General features: G+C 71.8%; 21 protein-coding genes. 6 read left to right on the forward strand and 15 right to left on the reverse strand.

Annotated features, from left to right (window positions below; translation table 11 throughout):
* Nucleotides 1-86: 86 nt before the first annotated feature.
* From ACLF3M_RS00460 to der, 3 genes are all read left to right on the forward strand, one after another.
* Nucleotides 87-737: a tetratricopeptide repeat protein gene (locus ACLF3M_RS00460; RefSeq protein WP_430654863.1), complete on the forward strand. Its 651-nt coding sequence runs from the start codon at nt 87-89 to the stop codon at nt 735-737.
* Complete coding sequence (locus ACLF3M_RS00465; RefSeq protein WP_430654864.1) at nt 734-2,047, forward strand: PQQ-binding-like beta-propeller repeat protein; 1,314 nt, start codon at nt 734-736, stop codon at nt 2,045-2,047. The genes ACLF3M_RS00460 and ACLF3M_RS00465 overlap by 4 nt, the downstream gene beginning before the upstream one ends.
* 95 nt (nt 2,048-2,142) lie before the next feature.
* On the forward strand, nt 2,143-3,474 hold the full coding sequence (der, locus tag ACLF3M_RS00470) for a ribosome biogenesis GTPase Der (protein WP_430654865.1): 1,332 nt from the start codon (nt 2,143-2,145) through the stop codon (nt 3,472-3,474).
* 4 nt (nt 3,475-3,478) lie between these two features.
* Here the strand turns inward: der and ACLF3M_RS00475 are convergent, their stop codons facing one another.
* The gene (locus tag ACLF3M_RS00475) at nt 3,479-3,721 is read right to left on the reverse strand and encodes a hypothetical protein (protein ID WP_430654866.1); all 243 of its coding nucleotides are present in this window, start codon (nt 3,719-3,721) and stop codon (nt 3,479-3,481) included.
* Between the two features lie 370 nt (nt 3,722-4,091).
* Between ACLF3M_RS00475 and ACLF3M_RS00480 the strand changes: the two genes are divergently transcribed.
* The gene (locus ACLF3M_RS00480) at nt 4,092-4,964 is read left to right on the forward strand and encodes an FkbM family methyltransferase (protein WP_430654867.1); all 873 of its coding nucleotides are present in this window, start codon (nt 4,092-4,094) and stop codon (nt 4,962-4,964) included.
* A gap of 6 nt (nt 4,965-4,970) precedes the next feature.
* Here the strand turns inward: ACLF3M_RS00480 and ACLF3M_RS00485 are convergent, their stop codons facing one another.
* From ACLF3M_RS00485 to rpsF, 14 genes are all read right to left on the reverse strand, one after another.
* Nucleotides 4,971-5,699 (reverse strand): SDR family NAD(P)-dependent oxidoreductase, encoded by a 729-nt coding sequence (locus tag ACLF3M_RS00485; RefSeq protein WP_430654868.1) that lies wholly within the window; start codon nt 5,697-5,699, stop codon nt 4,971-4,973.
* Complete coding sequence (gene purF, locus ACLF3M_RS00490; RefSeq protein WP_430654869.1) at nt 5,696-7,204, reverse strand: amidophosphoribosyltransferase; 1,509 nt, start codon at nt 7,202-7,204, stop codon at nt 5,696-5,698. The genes ACLF3M_RS00485 and purF overlap by 4 nt, the downstream gene beginning before the upstream one ends.
* Before the next feature lie 9 nt (nt 7,205-7,213).
* Nucleotides 7,214-7,774: a CvpA family protein gene (locus ACLF3M_RS00495; protein ID WP_430654870.1), complete on the reverse strand. Its 561-nt coding sequence runs from the start codon at nt 7,772-7,774 to the stop codon at nt 7,214-7,216.
* A gap of 94 nt (nt 7,775-7,868) precedes the next feature.
* A complete protein-coding gene (gene radA, locus ACLF3M_RS00500) occupies nt 7,869-9,293 on the reverse strand; it encodes a DNA repair protein RadA (RefSeq protein ID WP_430654871.1) in 1,425 nt (474 codons plus the stop codon).
* Nucleotides 9,294-9,362: 69 nt separating this feature from the next.
* Nucleotides 9,363-10,139 carry an ABC transporter ATP-binding protein gene (locus ACLF3M_RS00505; protein WP_430654872.1) on the reverse strand — a complete coding sequence of 259 codons (777 nt, stop codon included), beginning with the start codon at nt 10,137-10,139 and terminating at the stop codon, nt 9,363-9,365.
* On the reverse strand, nt 10,136-10,921 hold the full coding sequence (locus ACLF3M_RS00510) for an MlaE family ABC transporter permease (protein ID WP_430654873.1): 786 nt from the start codon (nt 10,919-10,921) through the stop codon (nt 10,136-10,138). The genes ACLF3M_RS00505 and ACLF3M_RS00510 overlap by 4 nt, the downstream gene beginning before the upstream one ends.
* Entirely contained in the window at nt 10,922-11,989 is a 1,068-nt protein-coding gene (gene alr, locus ACLF3M_RS00515) for an alanine racemase (protein ID WP_430654874.1), read from the reverse strand.
* Nucleotides 11,990-12,454 (reverse strand): N-acetyltransferase family protein, encoded by a 465-nt coding sequence (locus ACLF3M_RS00520; protein WP_430654875.1) that lies wholly within the window; start codon nt 12,452-12,454, stop codon nt 11,990-11,992.
* Complete coding sequence (locus ACLF3M_RS00525) at nt 12,455-13,972, reverse strand: replicative DNA helicase (RefSeq protein ID WP_430654876.1); 1,518 nt, start codon at nt 13,970-13,972, stop codon at nt 12,455-12,457.
* A gap of 73 nt (nt 13,973-14,045) precedes the next feature.
* The gene (locus ACLF3M_RS00530) at nt 14,046-15,287 is read right to left on the reverse strand and encodes a class I SAM-dependent methyltransferase (protein ID WP_430654877.1); all 1,242 of its coding nucleotides are present in this window, start codon (nt 15,285-15,287) and stop codon (nt 14,046-14,048) included.
* A 240-nt stretch (nt 15,288-15,527) separates the two neighbouring features.
* Nucleotides 15,528-16,100: a 50S ribosomal protein L9 gene (gene rplI / locus ACLF3M_RS00535; protein WP_430654878.1), complete on the reverse strand. Its 573-nt coding sequence runs from the start codon at nt 16,098-16,100 to the stop codon at nt 15,528-15,530.
* Between the two features lie 12 nt (nt 16,101-16,112).
* Complete coding sequence (locus tag ACLF3M_RS00540) at nt 16,113-17,042, reverse strand: hypothetical protein (protein WP_430654879.1); 930 nt, start codon at nt 17,040-17,042, stop codon at nt 16,113-16,115.
* Between the two features lie 39 nt (nt 17,043-17,081).
* Nucleotides 17,082-17,369, reverse strand: coding sequence for a 30S ribosomal protein S18 (gene rpsR / locus ACLF3M_RS00545; protein WP_430654880.1), 288 nt, complete (start codon nt 17,367-17,369; stop codon nt 17,082-17,084).
* A gap of 6 nt (nt 17,370-17,375) precedes the next feature.
* A complete protein-coding gene (gene rpsF, locus ACLF3M_RS00550) occupies nt 17,376-17,849 on the reverse strand; it encodes a 30S ribosomal protein S6 (protein WP_430654881.1) in 474 nt (157 codons plus the stop codon).
* Between the two features lie 281 nt (nt 17,850-18,130).
* Here rpsF and ACLF3M_RS00555 point away from each other — a divergent pair, with 281 nt between their 5' ends.
* Both ACLF3M_RS00555 and ACLF3M_RS00560 read left to right on the forward strand, forming a co-directional pair.
* Complete coding sequence (locus ACLF3M_RS00555; RefSeq protein ID WP_430654882.1) at nt 18,131-18,340, forward strand: hypothetical protein; 210 nt, start codon at nt 18,131-18,133, stop codon at nt 18,338-18,340.
* A gap of 393 nt (nt 18,341-18,733) precedes the next feature.
* Complete coding sequence (locus tag ACLF3M_RS00560) at nt 18,734-19,042, forward strand: DUF1488 family protein (RefSeq protein WP_430654883.1); 309 nt, start codon at nt 18,734-18,736, stop codon at nt 19,040-19,042.
* Nucleotides 19,043-19,187 lie beyond the last annotated feature (145 nt).

Below are 19,187 nucleotides of genomic sequence, written 5' to 3' on the forward strand. Positions count from 1 at the left end.
CCAGCCTGGGACGGCCGGGCTTAACGCCCTATGACCGCGCCTGTATGGTCCGCCACCCGCATCGACTGGCGTAACAAGGAACCGCCGTGCCCGACATCTTCGACGAGGTCGAGGAGGATCTCCGCGCCGACCGCGCCCGCAGGCTCGCCCGGAAATGGGGCGGGGTCGCGCTGGGCGTCGCCATCGCGGCCCTCGCGGCCACCGGCGGCCTGCAGGCCTGGCGCTGGAACGAGAGCCGCCAGGCCGCCGCCGCCGCCGCGACCTACCTGACGCTTCACCGCGGCGCGGAACGCGAGGGCGCGGACCTCGCCACCGCGGCCAACGGCTTCGCCGCCCTGTCCCGCGAATCGCCGGAGGGCTACCGCACGCTGTCGCGCCTGCGCGCCGCCGCGCTGAAGGCCGAGACCGGCGACAACCCCGCCGCCCAGCAGCTCTGGAACGAGGTCGCGGGCGACACCGCCGCCGATCCGCTCTATCGCGACCTCGCGACGCTGCTGTCGGTGATGAACGCGCTCGACAGCGGCGATCCCGCCCAGCTCGCCGCGCGCATCGCGCCGCTCACGGTGGAAGGCAACCCCTGGCGCGCCTCGGCGCGCGAGGCCCAGGCCCTGATCGCGCTGCGCCGCGGCCAGACCGAGGAAGCGCGCCGCATCCTCCAGGCCCTGATGACCGACGCGAACGCGCCACCCGGCGTGCGCGAACGCGCCCAGCGCGTCTCCGCGGGGCTGCGGTCGTGAACCGGCGCGCCCTGCTCCTCGGCTCGGCCGGCCTCCTTTCGGGCTGCGGCACCTTCGACGACATCTTCGGCGAGCGGAAGGTCCGCCTGCCCGGGGAGAGGATCTCCGTCTTGCAGTCCGAGGCCTCGGTCACCGCCGATGCCGACAGCGGCCCGGTCACCCTGCCCGGGCCGCAGCCCGTGTCGGAATGGCCGACGGTGGGCGGCCCGGCCAGCCACGCGCCGGGCCATGTCCAGCTCGGCGTGAACCTGGCGCAGGCCTGGCGCGCCTCGGCCGGGAGCGGATCGGGCTATCGCCAGCGCATGGTCGCGGGCCCGGTGATCGGCAACGGCACGGTCTACGCGGTGGATGCCTGGGGCAGCGTCTCCGCGCATCGCCTGGCCGATGGCAGCCGGGTCTGGCGCACCGACAGCACGCCAGACGACCAGTGGGCGTCGCCGCTCGGCGGCGGCGCGGCCTTTGCGGACGGCACGCTCTATGTCGCGACGGGCCTGGCCGAGGTCATCGCGATGAACGCCGCGAACGGCGAGATCAAGTGGCGCGTGCGCCTGCCCGCCCCGGCGCGCGGGGCGCCCGGCATCGCCGGCGGGCGCATCTTCGTGCCCACCAACGAGAACCAGCTCTACGCGCTCTCCGTCGAGGACGGCAGCCGGCTGTGGAACTACCGCGCGCAATCCGTCACCACCATGGCGCTCGGCCTGCCCGCGCCGGCGGTGGACGGCGACGCGGTGGTCGCCGGCTTCACCAGTGGAGAGCTCTTCGCGCTGCGGGTCACCGATGGCCGCGTGCTGTGGGGCGAGAGCCTCGGCAGCCTGGCCATGGCGAGCATCGCGGACTTCGTCGGCATCACCGGCCTGCCGGTGATTGTCAACGGCCGCGTCATCGCCGTCGGCCTCGGCAACACCTCGATCGCCGTGGACCTGCGCACCGGGCGCCGCCTGTGGGAGCGCAATTTCGGCGGCGGCGCCGGCCCCGCGACCGCCGGCGACTTCGCCTTCGCCGTGACGCGCGACGGGGAGGCGCTGGCGATCGGGCGCGAGGATGGCCGTGTGCACTGGGTCACGCCGCTCGATCCACCGCCTGCCACCGGCAGCCGCCGCGGCACCCCCCCGCGCTTCGGCCGGCCGCTGGTCGCGAATGGCCGGCTGATGATCCCCTCCTCCCGCAGCGAGTTCCTGCTGCTGGATCCCGCGAACGGCCAGATCGCGGGGCGGATGTCCACGGGCTACAGCATCACCCTGCCCATGGCGGTGACCGACGGCACGCTGGTCGCCCTGGCCGACGACGGGACGCTGGTCGCGTTCCGCTGAGGGCGCGGCCGCGCGCGGGGGCTACCCCGCGCGCCGCACCTCCGCGCCCGAAGCCCTTGCGCGCCCTTGTCCCCTCGGCGCAAACCCCCGGCACCATGCATCGCATCGCCATCCTCGGCCGCCCGAATGTCGGCAAGTCCACCCTCTTCAACCGGCTGGTGGGCCGCAAGCTCGCCATCGTGGACGACACGCCGGGCGTCACCCGCGACCGCAAGGAAGCCGAGGCAACGATCGGTGGCGTGCCCGTCCTGCTCGCCGACACCGCCGGGCTCGAGGAAGCGCCGCCCGACACCATCCCGGGCCGCATGCGCGCCTCCTCCGAGGCCGCGCTGCGCGCCTCCGACCTCGTGCTCTTCGTGGTGGACGCCCGCGCCGGCATCACGCCCGCCGATCGCGCCTTCGCCGCCTGGCTGCGCCGCGCCGGCCTGCCCGTCGTGCTGATCGCCAACAAGGCGGAGGGCCGGCTCGGCGCCCAGGCCGCGATGGAGGCCTATGAGCTCGGCCTCGGCGATCCCCTGCCGGTCAGCGCCGAGCATGGCGACGGGCTGGGCGGGCTGCATGACGAGATCCGGGACCGCCTGACCGCCGGCGGCCGCGAGCCGAAGGAGGCCGAGCGCCCGCTCCGGCTCGCCATCATCGGGCGCCCGAACGCCGGCAAGTCCACCCTGGTGAACACGCTGCTCGGCGAGGAGCGGATGATCACCGGCCCCGAGCCCGGCCTCACGCGCGACGCCGTGGCGATGGAGTTCCGCGACGCGGAGGGGCCGGTCCGGCTGGTGGACACCGCGGGGATGCGCAGGAAGGCCCGCATCTCCCATCGGCTCGAGCAGATGTCGGTGGCGGCGTCGCTGGCCTCGTTGAAGGAAGCCGAGATCGTCGTCCTGGTCGTGGACGCGCTGCTCGGGATGGACGAGCAGGACCTGCGCATCGCGCGGCTTGCGGAGCGCGAGGGCCGCGCGCTCGTCATCGCCTTCAACAAGTGGGACGCGGTCGAGGACCGCGCCGCCGCGCGACGGGGGCTCGAGGACGTGCTGACCGCGAGCCTGGCGCAGTCCAAGGGCGTGTCCGTCGTCCCTCTCTCGGCCGCGACCGGGCGGGGTGTCGAGAAGCTGATGCCCGCGGTGCGCGAGGCCCATGCGCTGTGGAACCGCCGCGTCCCGACGGGCGAGCTGAACCGCTGGTTCGAGGCGATGAAGGAACGCCACCCGCCGCCGCTGGTGGAAGGGAAGCGGATCAAGCTGCGCTACGCCACCATGCCGAAGGCCCGCCCGCCGACGATCGCCGTCTTCGGCACGCGGGCGGAGATGCTGCCGGAGGACTACCGGCGATACCTCGTGAACTCCTTCAGGGAGTCCTTTGCGATGCCGGGGGTGCCGATCCGCCTCAACCTGCGCGGGACCGACAACCCCTACGCCGAGGAAGAGTGATCCGTCATATGCTGCCGCGGAGCTGAATGGCGATCCGCGCGGCGCCGGTGATGCTTTCCACCGCCGCGCCGGGCAGGCCGAGCACGACGCAGGCGGAGAACAGCGCGTCGTGCCAGCTGCCGCCCTGGTCCAGCACGCAGGCCGGCGCGGCGATCGCGGCCGCGGCCAGCAGACCGAAGGGGAGCTCCGCCCGCCACCAGGGCAGGGGCGCAACAGGGACCGGACGCCGTTTCGGCTGGCCAGGCATGAGGTTTCCTCCTGCGCGTCAACGCCGCGCAGCGCCGCAAGCTTCCCGCCGCCGCGCGCCGGCGCGCAAGGCAATTCGTCCGGCCACGCTGCCAAGGACCGCCGGCCGTGACGCACCGCTGTTCTCGCGCTGGCGTCATCCTTGGAAATGCGCAATAAAGATAAAGTACCTGCTCCGATGCGGCCGGGATTTCCGGCTCATGCATCCATAAGTTGAAGTATTCGGTCTTCTTTCAACGAGACCGCGAGGCGTGCCGCGGGCGACAGCGCGGCACCAAGGAGGGGGCGGATGACAGGAACTCGGGTCCCCCCCGAAATCCGCCCCCTCCGTTCCATTCCAAGCAAGACCGCCCCGGGCTAGACGTCGGTCGGTGAGCGGGCTGATGGACATGCTGGGGCGGCGCGGCGCCGGCACGCTGCTGCGGACCGAGGATCTGCGCGACGGGCCCCGCCAGGCCATGCAGGCCGCGATCCGCGCGCGCTGCCAGGCCGTGCCGTTGGACCAGCGGACGATCCTGTGTCGCGTGCTCGGGCGCTACAAGATGCTGGTGGATGCGCGGGACCTCGGCCTCGGCCCGCATCTGCTGCTCGACGGCTACTGGGAATACTGGTGCACGAGCTTCATGCTGAACCGCATCCGCCCGGGCCAGGTCTGCCTCGATGTCGGGGCGAACCTCGGCTACTACGCCGTGCTGATGGCCGACCTGTCGGGGCCGACCGGCCGCGTCCTCGCGCTCGAGCCCAATCCGCGTCTGGCCACGCTCTGCGCGCGCAGCCTGGCCCTGAACGGCTTCGCCGCGCGCTCTGCCGTGCACCGCCTGGCCGCCTCCGACGCGCCCGGAACGCTGCGCTTCCGCGCCAGCGACGACGACCCGAAGAACGGCCATGTGCTGGACGGCCTGGCGGAGGAGGCGGAGGACGGCGCGCTGGAGGTCGCAGTGCGCGCCGCGCCGCTGGATGACCTGGTCGAAGGCGCGGCCGACTTCATCAAGGTCGATGTCGAGGGCGCGGAGGAGAAGGTCTGGGCCGGCATGCAGCGCCTGCTGGACCGCAGCCCCGGCGTGGCCGTGCTGATGGAGTTCAACGCCTTCCGCTGCCAGGCGCCGGAGCAGACGCTGCGCGCGATCGCCGACCGTTTCCCGTTGCGGGAGCTGCGGCTGGATGGCGCGGTCGCGCCGGTCGAGCCGGCCGCGATCCTGGACCGCACCGAGGATACGCTGCTGGTGCTGGCACGCGCGGGCTGACCGGCGTCAGCCGGTCCGCGCGATCTCGATCCGGGCGCCGGTCCGCGCCTCCGACGGCATGCAGAGATCGGCGAGCGCCGGCGCGACATCGGCGGGCTGCGCGATGGTCGCGGGATCCTCGCCGGGCATCGCCAGGCTGCGCATTCGCGTCGCGACGATGCCGGGATCGGCGAGGTTGACGCGGAGCGGCGAGATGTTTGCGACCTCCTGCGCCCAGGTCAGCACGAGGTGCTCCATGCCGGCCTTGGTCGCGCCGTACATGCCCCAATAGGCCTTGGGCCGCGGCACGCGCCCCGTGGTCACGAACACCGCGCGCCCCGCGTCCGAGGCACGCAGCGGCGGGTCGCAGCTGCGGATCAGGCGCCAGGCCGCGGTCAGGTTGACCGCGACGAGTTCGTTCCAGTCGCGGGGATCGACATGCGCGACCGGCGTCAGCTTGTTCAGCGCGCCGGCGTTGTGGACCAGGATGTCGAGCCGCCCGAACCGCTCCACGATGGACGGGCCGATCATGTCCATCTCCTTCTCCTGCTTCTGCAGGTCGAAGGGCAGCAGCGTCGCGTTCTTGCCGGTCGCGCGATGGATCGCGTCGTCCGTCTCCTCGAGCCCGCCCTGGGTGCGCGCGATCAGCACGCAATGCGCGCCGCGCTTCGCCAGTTCCAGCGCCAGCGCGGCGCCAATGCCGCGCGACGCACCGGTCACCAGCGCCACGCGATCCCGCAGGGGCAGTGCCGTCACGAATTGGCGGCCTTCAGAAGCGAGAGCGGCGGCTCCGCATTGTCGCGCTGGTCCACCAGCGGGATCGCGTAGTCGCCGGTGAAGCAGGCGTCGCAGAAGGCGGGCTGCGCGGCATCCCGCCCGGGCTTGCCGAGCGCACGATAGAGCCCGTCCAGCGAGATGAAGGCCAGGCTGTCCGCGCCGATGATGCGCGCCATCTCCTCGACGTCGTGCCTGGCCGCGAGCAGCTTGCCGCGCTCCGGCGTGTCGATGCCGTAGAAGCAGGAATGCGTCGTGGGGGGGGAGGAGATGCGCATATGCACCTCGGTCGCGCCGGCGGCGCGCACCATCTCCACAATCTTGCGGCTGGTCGTGCCGCGCACGATGGAATCGTCCACCAGCACGACGCGCTTGCCCTCGATGATCGCGCGGTTGGCGCTGTGCTTCAGCTTCACGCCGAGGTGGCGGATCTGGTCCGTCGGCTCGATGAAGGTGCGGCCGACATAGTGGTTGCGGATGATGCCGAGCTCGAAGGGCAGCCCGGCTTCCGTCGCGTAGCCCATCGCGGCCGGCACGCCGCTGTCCGGCACGGGCACGATCACGTCGGCGGCGACGCCGCTCTCGCGCGCGAGCTCGGCGCCGATGCGCTTGCGCGTCGCGTAGACCGGCGTGCCTTCGACGATCGAATCCGGCCGCGCGAAGTAGATGTATTCGAAGATGCAGAAGCGGTCCTGCGTCGCGCCCAGCGGCTTCAGCGACCGCAGGCCGCTGTCGTCCACCACGACGATCTCGCCGGGCTCGACGTCGCGCACGAAATCGGCGCCAACGATGTCGAGCGCGCAGGTCTCGCTGGTCAGCACATAGGCGCCATTGGGGCCGCCGCCCGGCAGCCTGCCGATCACCAGCGGCCGCACGCCCAGCGGATCCCGCGCGCCGAGCAGCGCGCCGTTGTGCAGCGCGACCAGGCTGTAGGCGCCCTGCACCTGCTTCAGTGCGTCGATCAGCCGGTCGGTCACGGTGGAATAGAGGCTGATCGCGATGAGGTGGACGAAGACCTCGCTGTCCGTCGTGGACTGGAACAGGCAGCCGCGGCGGACCAGGGCGCGCTTCAGCGTATGCGCGTTGGTGAGGTTGCCGTTATGCGCGACCGCGAAGCCTCCGAACTCGAAATCGGCATAGAGCGGCTGGACGTTGCGCAGCGCCGTCTCGCCGGTGGTGGCGTAGCGGTTGTGACCGACCGCGGCGCGGCCGGGCAGCCCCGCCATCACGTTCGCGTCGCTGAAATTGTCGCCGACAAGGCCGCGGCCCTTGTGGGAGTGGAAGCTTCCGTTCGGCTCCAGCGAGACGATGCCGGCCGCTTCCTGGCCGCGGTGCTGCAGCGCGTGCAGCGCGAGCGCCGCCAGCGCCGAGGCATCGGCGCTGCCCCAGATGCCGACGACGCCGCATTCCTCGTGGAACTTGTCGTCGTCCCGCAGTGATGCGGGCTTCGCATCGTCGGCCCAGGGCCGGGTGCTGACGTCGGTCATGGGGCTCTTTCAGCTCCGGCTGCGGGCGGGGGGGCGCAGCAGCTGTTCCTGGGTCGGGTCCTGCCGGCCGTTGCCCTCTGGCAGGGGCGGCCGGAATTCGGGCGGCAGTTGCGTCACGAGCCAGCGGGCGCCGTCGGCGGCGAGCGGCAGGCTGCGGGCCTGGCGCACCTCCTCGGGCCATTTCTCGTCGGCGGGCATCGCGAGTGCGCCGACGATATAGGCAAGCACGACGATGAAAGCACCCCTGGCGAGGCCGAAGACCAGCCCGAGCGCCCGGTCCACCCCGCCCAGCATGGAGCGCTGCACCTTCCCCGCGATCCAGTGCACCAGGACCTTGAGGATGATCAGCACCACCAGGAAGACGGCGCCGATGGCGATGCCGGTCGCGAGCCAGTCGGGATGGACATGCGGCTCGACCAGCGGCCGGCTGAAGGGCAGCGCGAGCAATCCCGCGGCAATGGCGCCGAGCCACCCGCCGATGCCGAGCACCTCTCGCACCAGGCCACGAAAGAAGGCGAGCCCTGCCGAGAGCAGCAGCACGGCGAGGACAACGGCATCGACCCAGGTCATCGGGGGCGGGGTATAGCGGGCGGGGGGCGGGGTGTCATGGTGGGGACATCCCCAAGCCCGGCATCGAGCCGATGGCTGTGCCCCGCCTGCCGCATCATCCGGCCGCGGGTGCGGCCTCGGCCGGCGGCTTCCGCCTCACCGTCTTCGCCGCGTATTCCGCGACGAGGTCGGCGAGGTGCCCGATCTCCTTCAGCTTCAGCCCCGGCACCGCCGCCAGCGGCGCCGAGCCCCGCGCCACGCGCCGCGGCAGGGTCGCGGCCTCGAAGCCGAGCTTCTTCGCTTCCCGCAGGCGCGACTCCGCCTGGGCGACCTGGCGGACCTCGCCGGACAGGCCGACCTCGCCGAAATAAACCATGCCGGGGTCGGTCGGGCGGTCCGTCGCGGCGCTGACCAGGGCGGCGGCCACCGCCAGGTCCGCGGCGGGTTCCTGGATCCGCAGCCCGCCCGCGACGTTGAGATAGACGTCGTTCATCCCGAGCCCCATGCCGCAGCGTGCCTCCAGCACCGCGAGCAGCATGGACAGCCGCCCGGAATCCCAGCCCACGACCTGGCGGCGCGGCGACCCGCCCGCGGAGGGCGAGAGCAGGCACTGGATTTCCACCAGCACCGGCCGCGTGCCCTCGATACCGGCGAAGACCGCGCTGCCCGAGACGTTGCCGCGCCGTTCCGCCAGGAACAGGGCGGAGGGGTTGGCGACCTCCATCAGCCCCTGCTCCGTCATCTCGAAGACGCCGATCTCGTCGGTGGCGCCGAAGCGGTTCTTCACCGCGCGCAGGATGCGGAACTGGTGGCCGCGGTCGCCTTCGAAATGCAGCGTCGCATCCACCATGTGCTCCAGCACGCGGGGGCCGGCGAGCGTGCCTTCCTTCGTGACGTGGCCGACCAGCACCAGGGCGAAGCCGCGGGTCTTGGCCAGGCGAATCAGCTCCGCCGCGCAGGCCCGGACCTGGCTGACCGTGCCGGGGGCGGAATCCAGCGCGTCGAGCCAGACCGTCTGGATCGAATCCATCACGACCAGCGCGGCCTCGTTCTCAGTCTCGAGCCCCGCAGCGATGTCGCGCAGCGAGGTCGCCGCGGCGAGGCCGAGCGGCGTCTTCGCGAGCCCGAGCCGCGCCGCGCGCAGCCGCACCTGCTCCACCGCCTCCTCGCCCGAGACGTAGAGGGCGCGGCGGTTGCCGGCCGCGATGCGCGCCGCGGCCTGGAGCATGATGGTGGACTTGCCGATCCCGGGATCGCCGCCGACCAGCACGGCCGAGCCCGGCACGAAGCCCCCGCCCAGCACGCGGTCGAGCTCGGCGATGCCGGTCAGGATGCGCGCCGGCGGGGCGGATTTCCCCTCGAGCCCGACGAACTCCAGCCGCCGGCCGCCGGAGGCCTTGGCGGCCGGCCCGGGGCCGCGCGCCTCGGCGACTTCCTCGACGAGGGTGTTCCATTCCCCGCAGGCATCGCAGCGGCCCTGCCACTTCGGGCTGGCCGCGCCGCAGGCCTGGCAGACGAAACGGGTGCGGTCCTTGGCCAAGGGCGATGCTCCGGCACGAAACGGGAACAGGGATAGCGCGAAGACGCGGCGGGCAGAAGCGCCGAGTGGCTACTTCCTGAGCTCCATCTGGATCGGCCCCTCGCGCTCGCCGCGCGCGAACTGGTCCACCAGGGCGTTACCCGTATCCCCCAGCGTCGCCGCGGCGCCGCGCCAGACGATCTGGCCCTTGTGGATCATCGCGGCGTCGTCGCCGATGCGCCGGGCGCTTGCCATGTCATGCGTGATGCTGACGGCGGTCGCACCCAGCCGCTTCACGCAATCCACGATCAGCCCGTCGATCACCGCGCCCATGATCGGGTCGAGGCCCGTGGTGGGTTCGTCGAAGAAGATGATGTCGGGCTCGGCGGCGATGGCACGGGCCAGGCCGACGCGCTTCTGCATGCCGCCCGACAACTCGCTCGGCGAGAGATCGCCGACGGATGCCGCCAGGCCGACCTGCGCCAGGATCTCGGCCGCCTTGTCGCGGGCGGCGCTGCGGCCGATGCGGCGCTGGGCCAGCAGCTTGAAGCAGACATTCTCCCAGACCGGGAGCGAATCGAACAACGCCGCGTTCTGGAACAACATGCCGATGCGGTTGTTTACCGCCTCGCGCTCGCGCCGGCTCATCGAGGAGAGGTCGCGGCCATCCACCTCGATCAACCCGGCATCGGGCTCGATCAGGCCGAGGATGCATTTCAGCGTCACCGACTTGCCCGAACCGGAGCCGCCTAGGATCACCATCGAATGGCCCGCGCGGATATCGAGGTCCACGCCGTCCAGCACGACCTTCGGCCCGAATGCCTTCAACAGGCCCCGCAACCTGATCTTCGGGATGTCGCCGCTCATCGGCTGAACATCACCGCGGTCAGGACGTAGTCGCTGGCAAGGATCAGGATCGAGCTCGACACCACCGCCGCCGTCGTCGCGCGCCCCACGCCCTGCGCGCCGCCGCCGGAGCGATAACCGCACCAGCAGCCCATCAGCGTCACGATGAAGCCGAAGGCGCCGGCCTTGATGAGGCCCGAGATGACGTCCCAGCCCTGCAGAAAGTCGAAGGTCGCCTTGAGATACGCGCCCGAGGCGAAGCCCAGCTGCTGCGTCCCGATGATCCAGCCGCCCATCACGCCGAGAACATTCGCCACCACCACCAGCAGCGGCAGGGCGATCGTCCCCGCCACGATCCGCGGCGTGACGAGGTACTTCATGGGATCGGTGGACAGAGTGGTCAGCGCGTCGATCTGGTCGGTGACGCGCATCGTGCCGATCTCGGCCGCGAAGGCCGCGCCGATGCGTCCCGCGACCATCAGCCCCGCCAGGACGGGGCCGAGTTCGCGCGTGATGGACAGCACGACGACATTGGCCACCGCCCCTTCCGCGTTGAAGCGCGCGAAGCCGGTGTAGGATTGCAGCGCGAGCACCATGCCCGTGAAGACCGCTGTCAGCGCCACGACGGGCAGGCTGAACCAGGCGATCTCTAGGAAGGCGCGCAGGAAGAGCCGCCCGTAGAAGGGCGGGCGGACGACATGGCTGATCGCCTCAGCCGCGAAGAGCGCGACCGCGCCCGCACCGCGCAGCATCGCGATGGCGAAGCGGCCGAGCCCGGCGGTCAGGTCGAGCGCGCGGTCCACTCAGCCGCCTTCGTACACGCGGTCGTATCGCCGACCAAGCGAGGTCAGGATCTCGTAGCCGATTGTGCCGCAGCGCGCGCCGATGTCGTCCGGCGAGTTGCCGGGCCCGCCGATCAGCGTGATTCGGTCGCCCGGGCGCGCCTGTTCGATGTCGGTCACGTCGAAGGTCGTCAGGTCCATGGAGACACGACCCACCAGCGGCGCCTGCCGCCCGTGCAGCAGGCCGAGCGAGCGGCCAGAGAGGGATCGAAGGTAGCCATCGGCATAGCCCGCGGCAACGGTTGCGATCCGGCGCGGTTCCCTCGCGGTCCAGGAGGCGCCGTAGCCCACGCTGTCGCCGGCCGCGATCTCGCGGACCTGCAGGATCTCGGCCTCCAGCGCCACGACCTGGCGCATCGGGTTCGGTGCGCCCGGCGTCGGGTTGATGCCATAGAGCGCGCAGCCCGGCCGGGCGAGGTCCGACCGGAAGCTGGGGCCGAGGAAGATACCGGAGGAATTGGCGACGCTGCGGGGCACGCCGGGGGCGACGCGAGACGCCGCGGCCGCGAAGCGGACGCGCTGGGCCTCGTTCAGGGGATGCGCGGGCTCGTCGGCGCAGGCCAGGTGGGTCATGACCCAGCGCAGCGTCAGCCCGTCGAGCCGCGAGCGGTCCTCCGCCAGGATCGCCTGTTCCTTCGCATCCAGCCCGAGGCGGGCCATGCCGGTGTCGAGGTGCAGCACCGCCTCGCTGCCGGCGCGGGCATGCGCCGCAACGTCGCCGAGGTGGTTCAGCACGGGGACGAGGCGCGCATCGCCGTCGGCGCCGGGCGGGAAGCCGTCCAGGACGACGATGGCGGGACCCGGCCCGACCGCGTCGCGCAGCGTCATCCCCTCGGTCAGGTGCGCGACGAAGAAGGTCGTGCAGCCGGCGTCGCGAAGCGCGCGGGCGACGGGAGTGGCGCCGAGGCCATAGGCGTCCGCCTTCACCACGCCGGCGCAGGCGCCGCCATGGCGCGCGACCAGGTCGCGCCAGTTGGCGACGATGGCGCCAAGCGCCACCCGCAGCACCGCCTGGCCGGGCGCGGGCACCTAGACGTCCTTGCGGTAGATGACGAAGCCGGGCTTCGCCGCCACGGCGTCATAGAGACGCATCGCCGTCGCGTTGGTCTCCTGGGTCATCCAGTAGACCCGTGCGGCGCCGGCGGCGCGGGCACGATCGTACACCGCCTCGATGAGCGCGCGGCCGACGCCCTGGCCGCGGCATTCCGGCGTGGTGAAGAGGTCCTGCAGGTAGCAGGTCGGGCCAAGCATCGTCGTGCTGCGATGGAAGAGGTAGTGCACCAGCCCGACCAGCCGGCCGCCGCGCTCGGCGATCATCGCCTCGACGGGCTCGTAGCCGTCGAAGAAGCGCGCCCAGGTCTGGCGGGTGACGGCGGGGTCGAGCGCGGTCGGCCCGACGCGGCCATAGAACGCATTGTACCCCTCCCACAACGGCAGCCAGGCGGCGTGGTCGGTCGGGCGGACGGGGCGTATCGCGACGAGATCGGGACTCACCTAGTCCCCATACCCCCCATCATGCGTCTGATCCAGGTCGCCGAAGCGGGTGAACTCGCCTTCGAAGAACAGCTTGATCGTGCCGGTCGGACCGTGGCGCTGCTTGGCGATGATCAGCTCCGCCTTGTTGTGCGCCTCCTCCATGTCCTTCTGCCACTTCTCGACCGCGACGGAGAACTTCTCGGAGTTGTCGAAGCTCATCTCCTTGGGCTGGCGCTGCGCCAGGTAGTATTCGTCGCGGTAGATGAACATGACCATGTCGGCGTCCTGCTCGATCGAGCCAGATTCCCGGAGGTCCGACAGCTGCGGGCGCTTGTCCTCCCGGCTCTCGACCTGGCGCGAGAGCTGCGACAGCGCGATCACCGGCACGGCGAGCTCCTTCGCGATCGCCTTCAGCCCCTGGGTGATCATGCTGATCTCTAGCACGCGGGATTCCGGCCGCGTCCCCGCCGCCGGCCGCATCAGCTGCAGATAGTCCACCACGATCAGGTCGAGCCCCCGCGTGCGCTGCAGCCGCCGGCAGCGCGTGCGCAGCGCAGAGATCGTGATCGCCGGCGTGTCGTCGATGTAGAGCGGCAGCGCCTGCAGCTCGCGGCTCACCTCGACGAACTTGTCGAAGTCGCGCTGCAGGATGTCGCCGCGACGGATGCGGTCGCCCGAAATCCGCGCTTCCTCCGACAGCAGGCGCGTCGCGAGCTGGTCGCAGCTCATTTCCAGCGAGAAGATCGCGACGCCCCCACGCGGCATGGCGTTCGCGTCGTTCTCCCGCGCCTTGCGCAGGATCGCGCGCGCCGCGCCGAAGGCGACCTTGGTCGCGAGAGCGGTCTTCCCCATGCCGGGGCGCCCCGCGAGAATGACGAGGTCCGACTTGTGCAGGCCGCCCGTGCGCTTGTCGAGGTCGCGCAGGCCCGACGACAGGCCCGACACGCCGCCGGGGTTGGAGAAGGCGGCCGCCGCATGCTCCACCGCGCTCGCCAGCGCGCGCTCGAAGGGGACGAAGCCGCCCTCGGCGCCGTTGTCCTTCGCGAGGTCGAAGAGGTTCTGCTCGGCCGCTTCCAACTGCTGCCGCGCATCCAGCTCGGGCTCTGCGCCGAAGGCGCGGTTGACCACGGTCTCGCCGACATCGATGAGCTGGCGGCGCAGCCAGGCGTCGTGAATGACCTTGCCGTATTCGCCGGCATTGATGACGCCGACCATCGCGCCGAGGAGCTGCGCGAGGTAGGCGGGGCCGCCCACCTCGTCGAGCAGCCCATTGTGCTCGAACTCCGCGCGCAGCGTCACGGCGTCTGCGAGCTGCCCGGCCTCGACGCGGCGCTGGATGGCGGCGAAGATCCGGCCATGGACGGGATCGGCGAAATGCTCGGCGGCGAGGAACTCGCCGACCCGCTCATAGGCCTTGTTGTTCGCGAGCAGCGCGCCGAGCAGCGCCTGCTCCGCTTCCAGGTTCGCCGGCGGCAACCGCTGGGAGAGGCCGAACAGCCCCTCGCTTCCACTCGCCGGCCCGCCGAAGGTGTTCATCTCCCCAGTCTAGCGCGGGGATCGAGTCGCTGCCTTCCCCCCTCATCCTGTGGATCGCTGTGGATAGCGGGAGTCACTCCGCCGCCACAGGCATGGGCCTCGGCGCGGCCTGCTCAGCGTCATGCATCCAGTCGCGGGCGAGCGGGAGGGCCATGCGCTCGCGCGTGAGCTGGATCTGCCAGTTCATGTGGTCGCCATGGCGGAAGGTGAACTCGCAGCCCGCGAGGTAGCATTCGAACATGCGGCAGAAGCGCTCGTCATAGAGCGAGGCGATGGCGTCGCGGTTCGCCGCGAAGCGCCGGCGCCATTCCGCGATGGTCAGCGCGTAATGCAGCCGCAGGATCTCGATGTCGTTCACCCAGAGGCCTACGCGCTCGATCGCCGGCAGCACCTCCGACAGCGCCGGCGAGTAGCCGCCGGGAAAGATGTATTTCGCGAGCCATGGATTGGTGTTGTAGGGGCCGCTCATCCGCCCGATGGCGTGCACGAGGGCGACGCCGTCGGGCTTCAGCGCATCCCGCAGCGTGCGGAAGAAGGTGGCGTAGTTGACGATGCCGACATGCTCGAACATGCCGACCGAGACCACGCGGTCCACCCTGCGGTGCCAGTCGCGGTAGTCCATCAGCTCGAAGCGGATGCGGTCGGAAAGCCCGGCCTCGGCCGCGCGGCGCCGTGCCTCGGCCAGCTGCTCCTCGCTCAGCGTGATCCCCGTCACGCGGCAGCCCCAGTCCTGCGCGAGGTGCAGCGCCATGCCGCCCCAGCCGCAGCCGATGTCCAGCACCTCGAGCCCCGACCGGTCAAGCCGGAGCTTCGCCGCGATGTGGCGCTTCTTCAGCGCCTGGGCCTCCTCCAGGCTTTCCAGCCCGGTCGGGAAATAGGCGCAGGAATACTGGCGGTCGCGGTCGAGGAAGAGGCTGTAGAGACGCCCGTTCAGGTCGTAGTGGTGCGCGACGTTGCGCCTGGCCCGCGATGCCGGGTTGAGCTGGTCGATGCGCCGGCGGAGCTGGCGCAGCATCGAGAGCGCCTGGTCGACGGGGTGCTGCCCGCCCTGCCAGTGGTTCATCACCAGCAGTTCCACGATCTCGCCGATCGTGCAGCCCACAGGCTCGATAGCGCCTTCCATGTAGAGCTCGCCGAAGGCCAAAGCGGGGTTCAGCAGCAGGCGGCGGACGGAGCCCGCGCCATGGATGCGGAAGGCGGCCTCGGGTCCGGGTTCGCCGCGGAAGACGGCGGTGCTGCCATCGGCGTGGTGCACCGTGAGGCAGCCCTGCACCACCAGGCGCCTCAGCGCGCCATCGAGGAGCTTCTGGAACATCGTCCGCGCCTCCCGGAATCCGCTGCCCCGGCCGGTCGGTACCGGGCGGTTACAAACGGATTAAGGAAGCCGGCGCGCGGGATTCGAGGCGGGAGGCGGCTCCGGGAGACACGAAAGGTGGATGGAAAGACCGATCCGGCGTTCAAATGAGCTTGCGGCCGCAGGCCCTTCCCCGCACTCGCGCCGCCCTCCCCCGCTTGCGGGGGAGGGGAATCATCGAGGAGCGGGGAAGCTGCTCCCTCAGCGCTCCATCGCGGAGCCGAGCTCCGCCAGTTCCGCCGCCAGCTCCGCCTCCAGGCTCTCGGCCTCGGAGGCCTCGGCGGCGCGGATGTCCTCGCCGCGGGCCTGCTTGTCGGCCTCTTCCTGGCTGCGCGCGACGTTCACGGCGACCGGGATCACCACCTCGGGGTGGAGCTCCACGCGCACCGTCACGATGCCCGTCGTCTTGATGGGCTGCTCGAGCAGGACCTGGCTGCGCTCGATCGTCAGGCCGCCCTGCGTCTTGCAGACATCGGCGATGTCGCGCGACGACACCGAGCCATAGAGGCTCCCGCTCTCGCCCGCCGCGCGGATGATCACGACCTGCAGGCCAAGCACGCGCTCGGCGATGCGCTCGGCTTCCTCGCGGCGCTTGATGTTCTGCGCCTCGAGCTGGGCGCGCTGGCTCTCGAAGCGGGCCAGGTTGTCCTTGCTCGCGCGGATCGCCTTGCCCTGGGGGAGCAGGTAGTTGCGGGCATAGCCCGGGCGGACCTTCACCAGCTCGCCCATCTGGCCGAGCTTGTCGACCCGCTGCATCAGGATGACTTCGATCATGGCACTACCGTTCTAGCTGCGGGGCGGCGCCCCATGTTTCCGGGATGAGATGAGGTCGAAGGCGCCGTAGCCCGCCATGGCGAGCGACGCCGGAAGGAACAGCACCACCAGCGCGACATAGACCGCGCCCAGGATCACCGGCCGCTCGCCCCGCCCGACCAGGCGGGTATGCAGCGCGGCGAGCCCGTGCAGCACAAGCGGCAGCAACAGGACGAGCATCAGCGACAGCTCGATCGCGTCCTCGCCCGCCTCCGCCAGCAGCCAGGCCAGCCCCGCCAGGATCGGCAGCGCGATGTACCAGGCGGGCAGCCGCGCCGCGCGCCAGTCCGGCGCCGGCGCGATGCCGAGCCAGGCCATCGCCCGCCCCGCGACCCAGGCATTGCCGATCCAGGCGACGACCAGCCAGAGCCCGATCGCCGCGGCCTTGATACGCGCGATCTCGCCGGCGAGCCCCGCATGCCCCGCGATGTCGAAGCGGCGAAGCCCCGTCCGCGCGAGCTGCCGCAGCATGCCCTCGAGGCCGCCCGGCGTGTCGGACAGCCAGAAGGCCGCGCCGAGGATGCCGAGCGCCGGCAGGATGCCGGCGAGTGCGAGCGGCAGCGACAGGTCGCGCCCGTTGCCGCGCCCGCGCGCCGACGCCGCGGTCAGGACGGCGACCGGTGCGGCCAGTCCGAGCACCACGATCCAGAGCGCGGCGGCAGGGCCCGTCGCATAGATCGCGACCGCCGCGATGCCCATGGCGCCCACCGCCGCGCCCGCGCCGAAGCCGATCCCCGCCATGAAGAGCGGCATCGGCGCCAGCCAGAGCAGCACGGGCCCGAGCGGCAGCCCGCGGAAGGCCCAGAGCGCCATGACGGCGGCAGCCAGCCCCGCCGCGCCGCCGGCGAGCCATGCGGGATCGGCGAGCGGCCCGGTCCGGCCGCCCCCCGAATTCTCCCCCATGGTCCCGTCCTGCGGCATGGCCGTGCCGGTCAGCGCTGGTCAGTCGTTGATGACGTAGGGCAGCAGCGCCAGGAAGCGCGCGCGCTTGATCGCGAGCGCCAGCTCCCGCTGCTTCTTCGCGCTGACCGCCGTGATGCGGCTCGGCACGATCTTCCCGCGCTCCGACAGGAAGCGGGAGAGCAGGCGCACGTCCTTGTAGTCGATCTTCGGCGCGTTCGGGCCGGAGAAGGGGCAGGACTTCTTGCGCCGGTAGAAGGGCCGGCGGGCGCCGACGGCCGGGCGGCGCGCGGCGGGGCTGTTCGAGGTCTCTTCGGTGTTGTCGGACATCTCAGGTCACTCCCCCTCGCCGCCCATGTCCATCTCGTCGCGCGGCCGCGCGCGGTATTCCTCGCGGTCGTCGCGGTCGCGTCCGCCGCCACGGCCGGAGCTGAAGCGGCCGGCCGGGCGCGGGCCGCGGAAGCCGCGGTCGCGCTCGCGGTCCTCGCCGCGGCGGGCGAGAATGGCGGACGGCCCTTCCTCGAGCTCCTCGACGCGGATCGTCAGCGTGCGCAGCACGTCCTCATGCAGGCCGAGCTGGCGCTCGGCTTCCTGCAGGGCTCCGGCGGGGGTGTTCACGCCGAGGAGCATGTAGTGCCCCTTGCGGTTCTTCTTGATGCGGTAGGCGAGACCGCGGAGGCCCCAGTATTCCCGCTTGCGGACCTCGCCGCCGCCGGCCTTGAGCGTCTGCTCGACCTGGTCGGCGATGGCCTCGACCTGCTGTTGCGTGACGTCGTTGCGTGCGATCAGCACGCATTCATACAAGGGCATCCTGTCTCCCCTCTGGCTGGCTCAGCCCCAGGCGCGACGGGTGTCGGGCGCTGTCCTGCGGCGGTCCGGCGGGATGCCGGGGGAGCGCGCAAGCGGGCATAGCCGGGACCGATGCCTCGGGTCCCGGCAGGGAAGCGGGGCGTATAGGGCGGGAGCGGGGGCGGGAGCAAGGGTCCAATAGGGTGGGCGCCGTCATCGGCCATTTCGCGGCAGGCCGCGATTCCGGCCATACGATCGGGCCCGTCGCACGTTGCGACCGCAGGCGGCCCGGAGGGCACGAGGTGCGGACCAGGCACAAGGCGCGAGCAGCGGGTTCACGGCGGGTATCGCCGCCCCTGCCGTCCGGCCAGCGCGTCCCCGCCCCGGCCGGACGCCAGGACGACGCCTTCGACCTGTGGCTCCGGGCCAGCCTGAAGCGGGCCTACGACGATGTCGCGGCCGAGCCGGTGCCGCCGCACCTCCTGCGGCTCATCGAGCCGGACCGGGGCTGACGGCCCGCCGATGCGCCGGCCCCGATCACGCCGCCGTGATGCGGGTTCGGGCGCAACAATCGCCACATGTGCAATCCACAAGGTCTCGGCCCAGCCGCTGGGATGGGCCGGCTTCTCCCTCCCGCGGGCGCGTGATCACCAGGGGCATTTCCTTGGACCTTCGCGGAGGAGCGCTCCCGGCGGGGCCGGGCAGACCTCCAGCCAGGCTCGTCCATCGCCGGAGGCTTCCCATGCTCACGCGCACGCAGCGATCCATCCTGACCATGACCCTGCCGACGGCCCAGGCCGGCCTCGACAGGGCGTGGCGGGCCGACGAGGCCGGTGGGGAATAGGCGCATGACATCGCAACCAACGCGCCGCCGCCGCCCCGTGCCCCCGCAAGGACCTGCCGACATGGACCCCGCGGCGCGCTGGGACGGCAAGCGCGTCGTCTTCGAGGTCCGGCATGACGGCAGCGACGTCTCCTGCGCCGTCTCGCCGGACGCGCTGCGCGCGCTGACCTCGCGGCGGTGCTTCAAGCCGAAGGAGGTGCTGGACTGCTTCGCCGCGGCGCGCCCCCAGGTCGAGGCGATCGCCCGGGGCAAGCTCCGGGCGCGCACGGCGCCGCCGGTGGCGCTGCTGACGGTCTGGTCGGAGGATGTCGAGGATTACCGCGCCGCGTCCGGCGACGACCAGCGCGCCGCGCCCGGCGACGTGCCTTGACAGGGGCGGCACCGGCCGCGCCGCCAGCGGGCGCCTGCCGATGTTCCGGCTGATCAGGCGCGCGGCCCGCGCCCTGCGCTACCACCGCCGCTGGAGCGCGATCGCCGCGACGGCGGCCAGGGAGGCGGGTCGCGCCGACGCGCTC

The organism is Falsiroseomonas sp. HW251 (assembly GCF_050563545.1).
Classification (GTDB): domain Bacteria; phylum Pseudomonadota; class Alphaproteobacteria; order Acetobacterales; family Acetobacteraceae; genus Falsiroseomonas.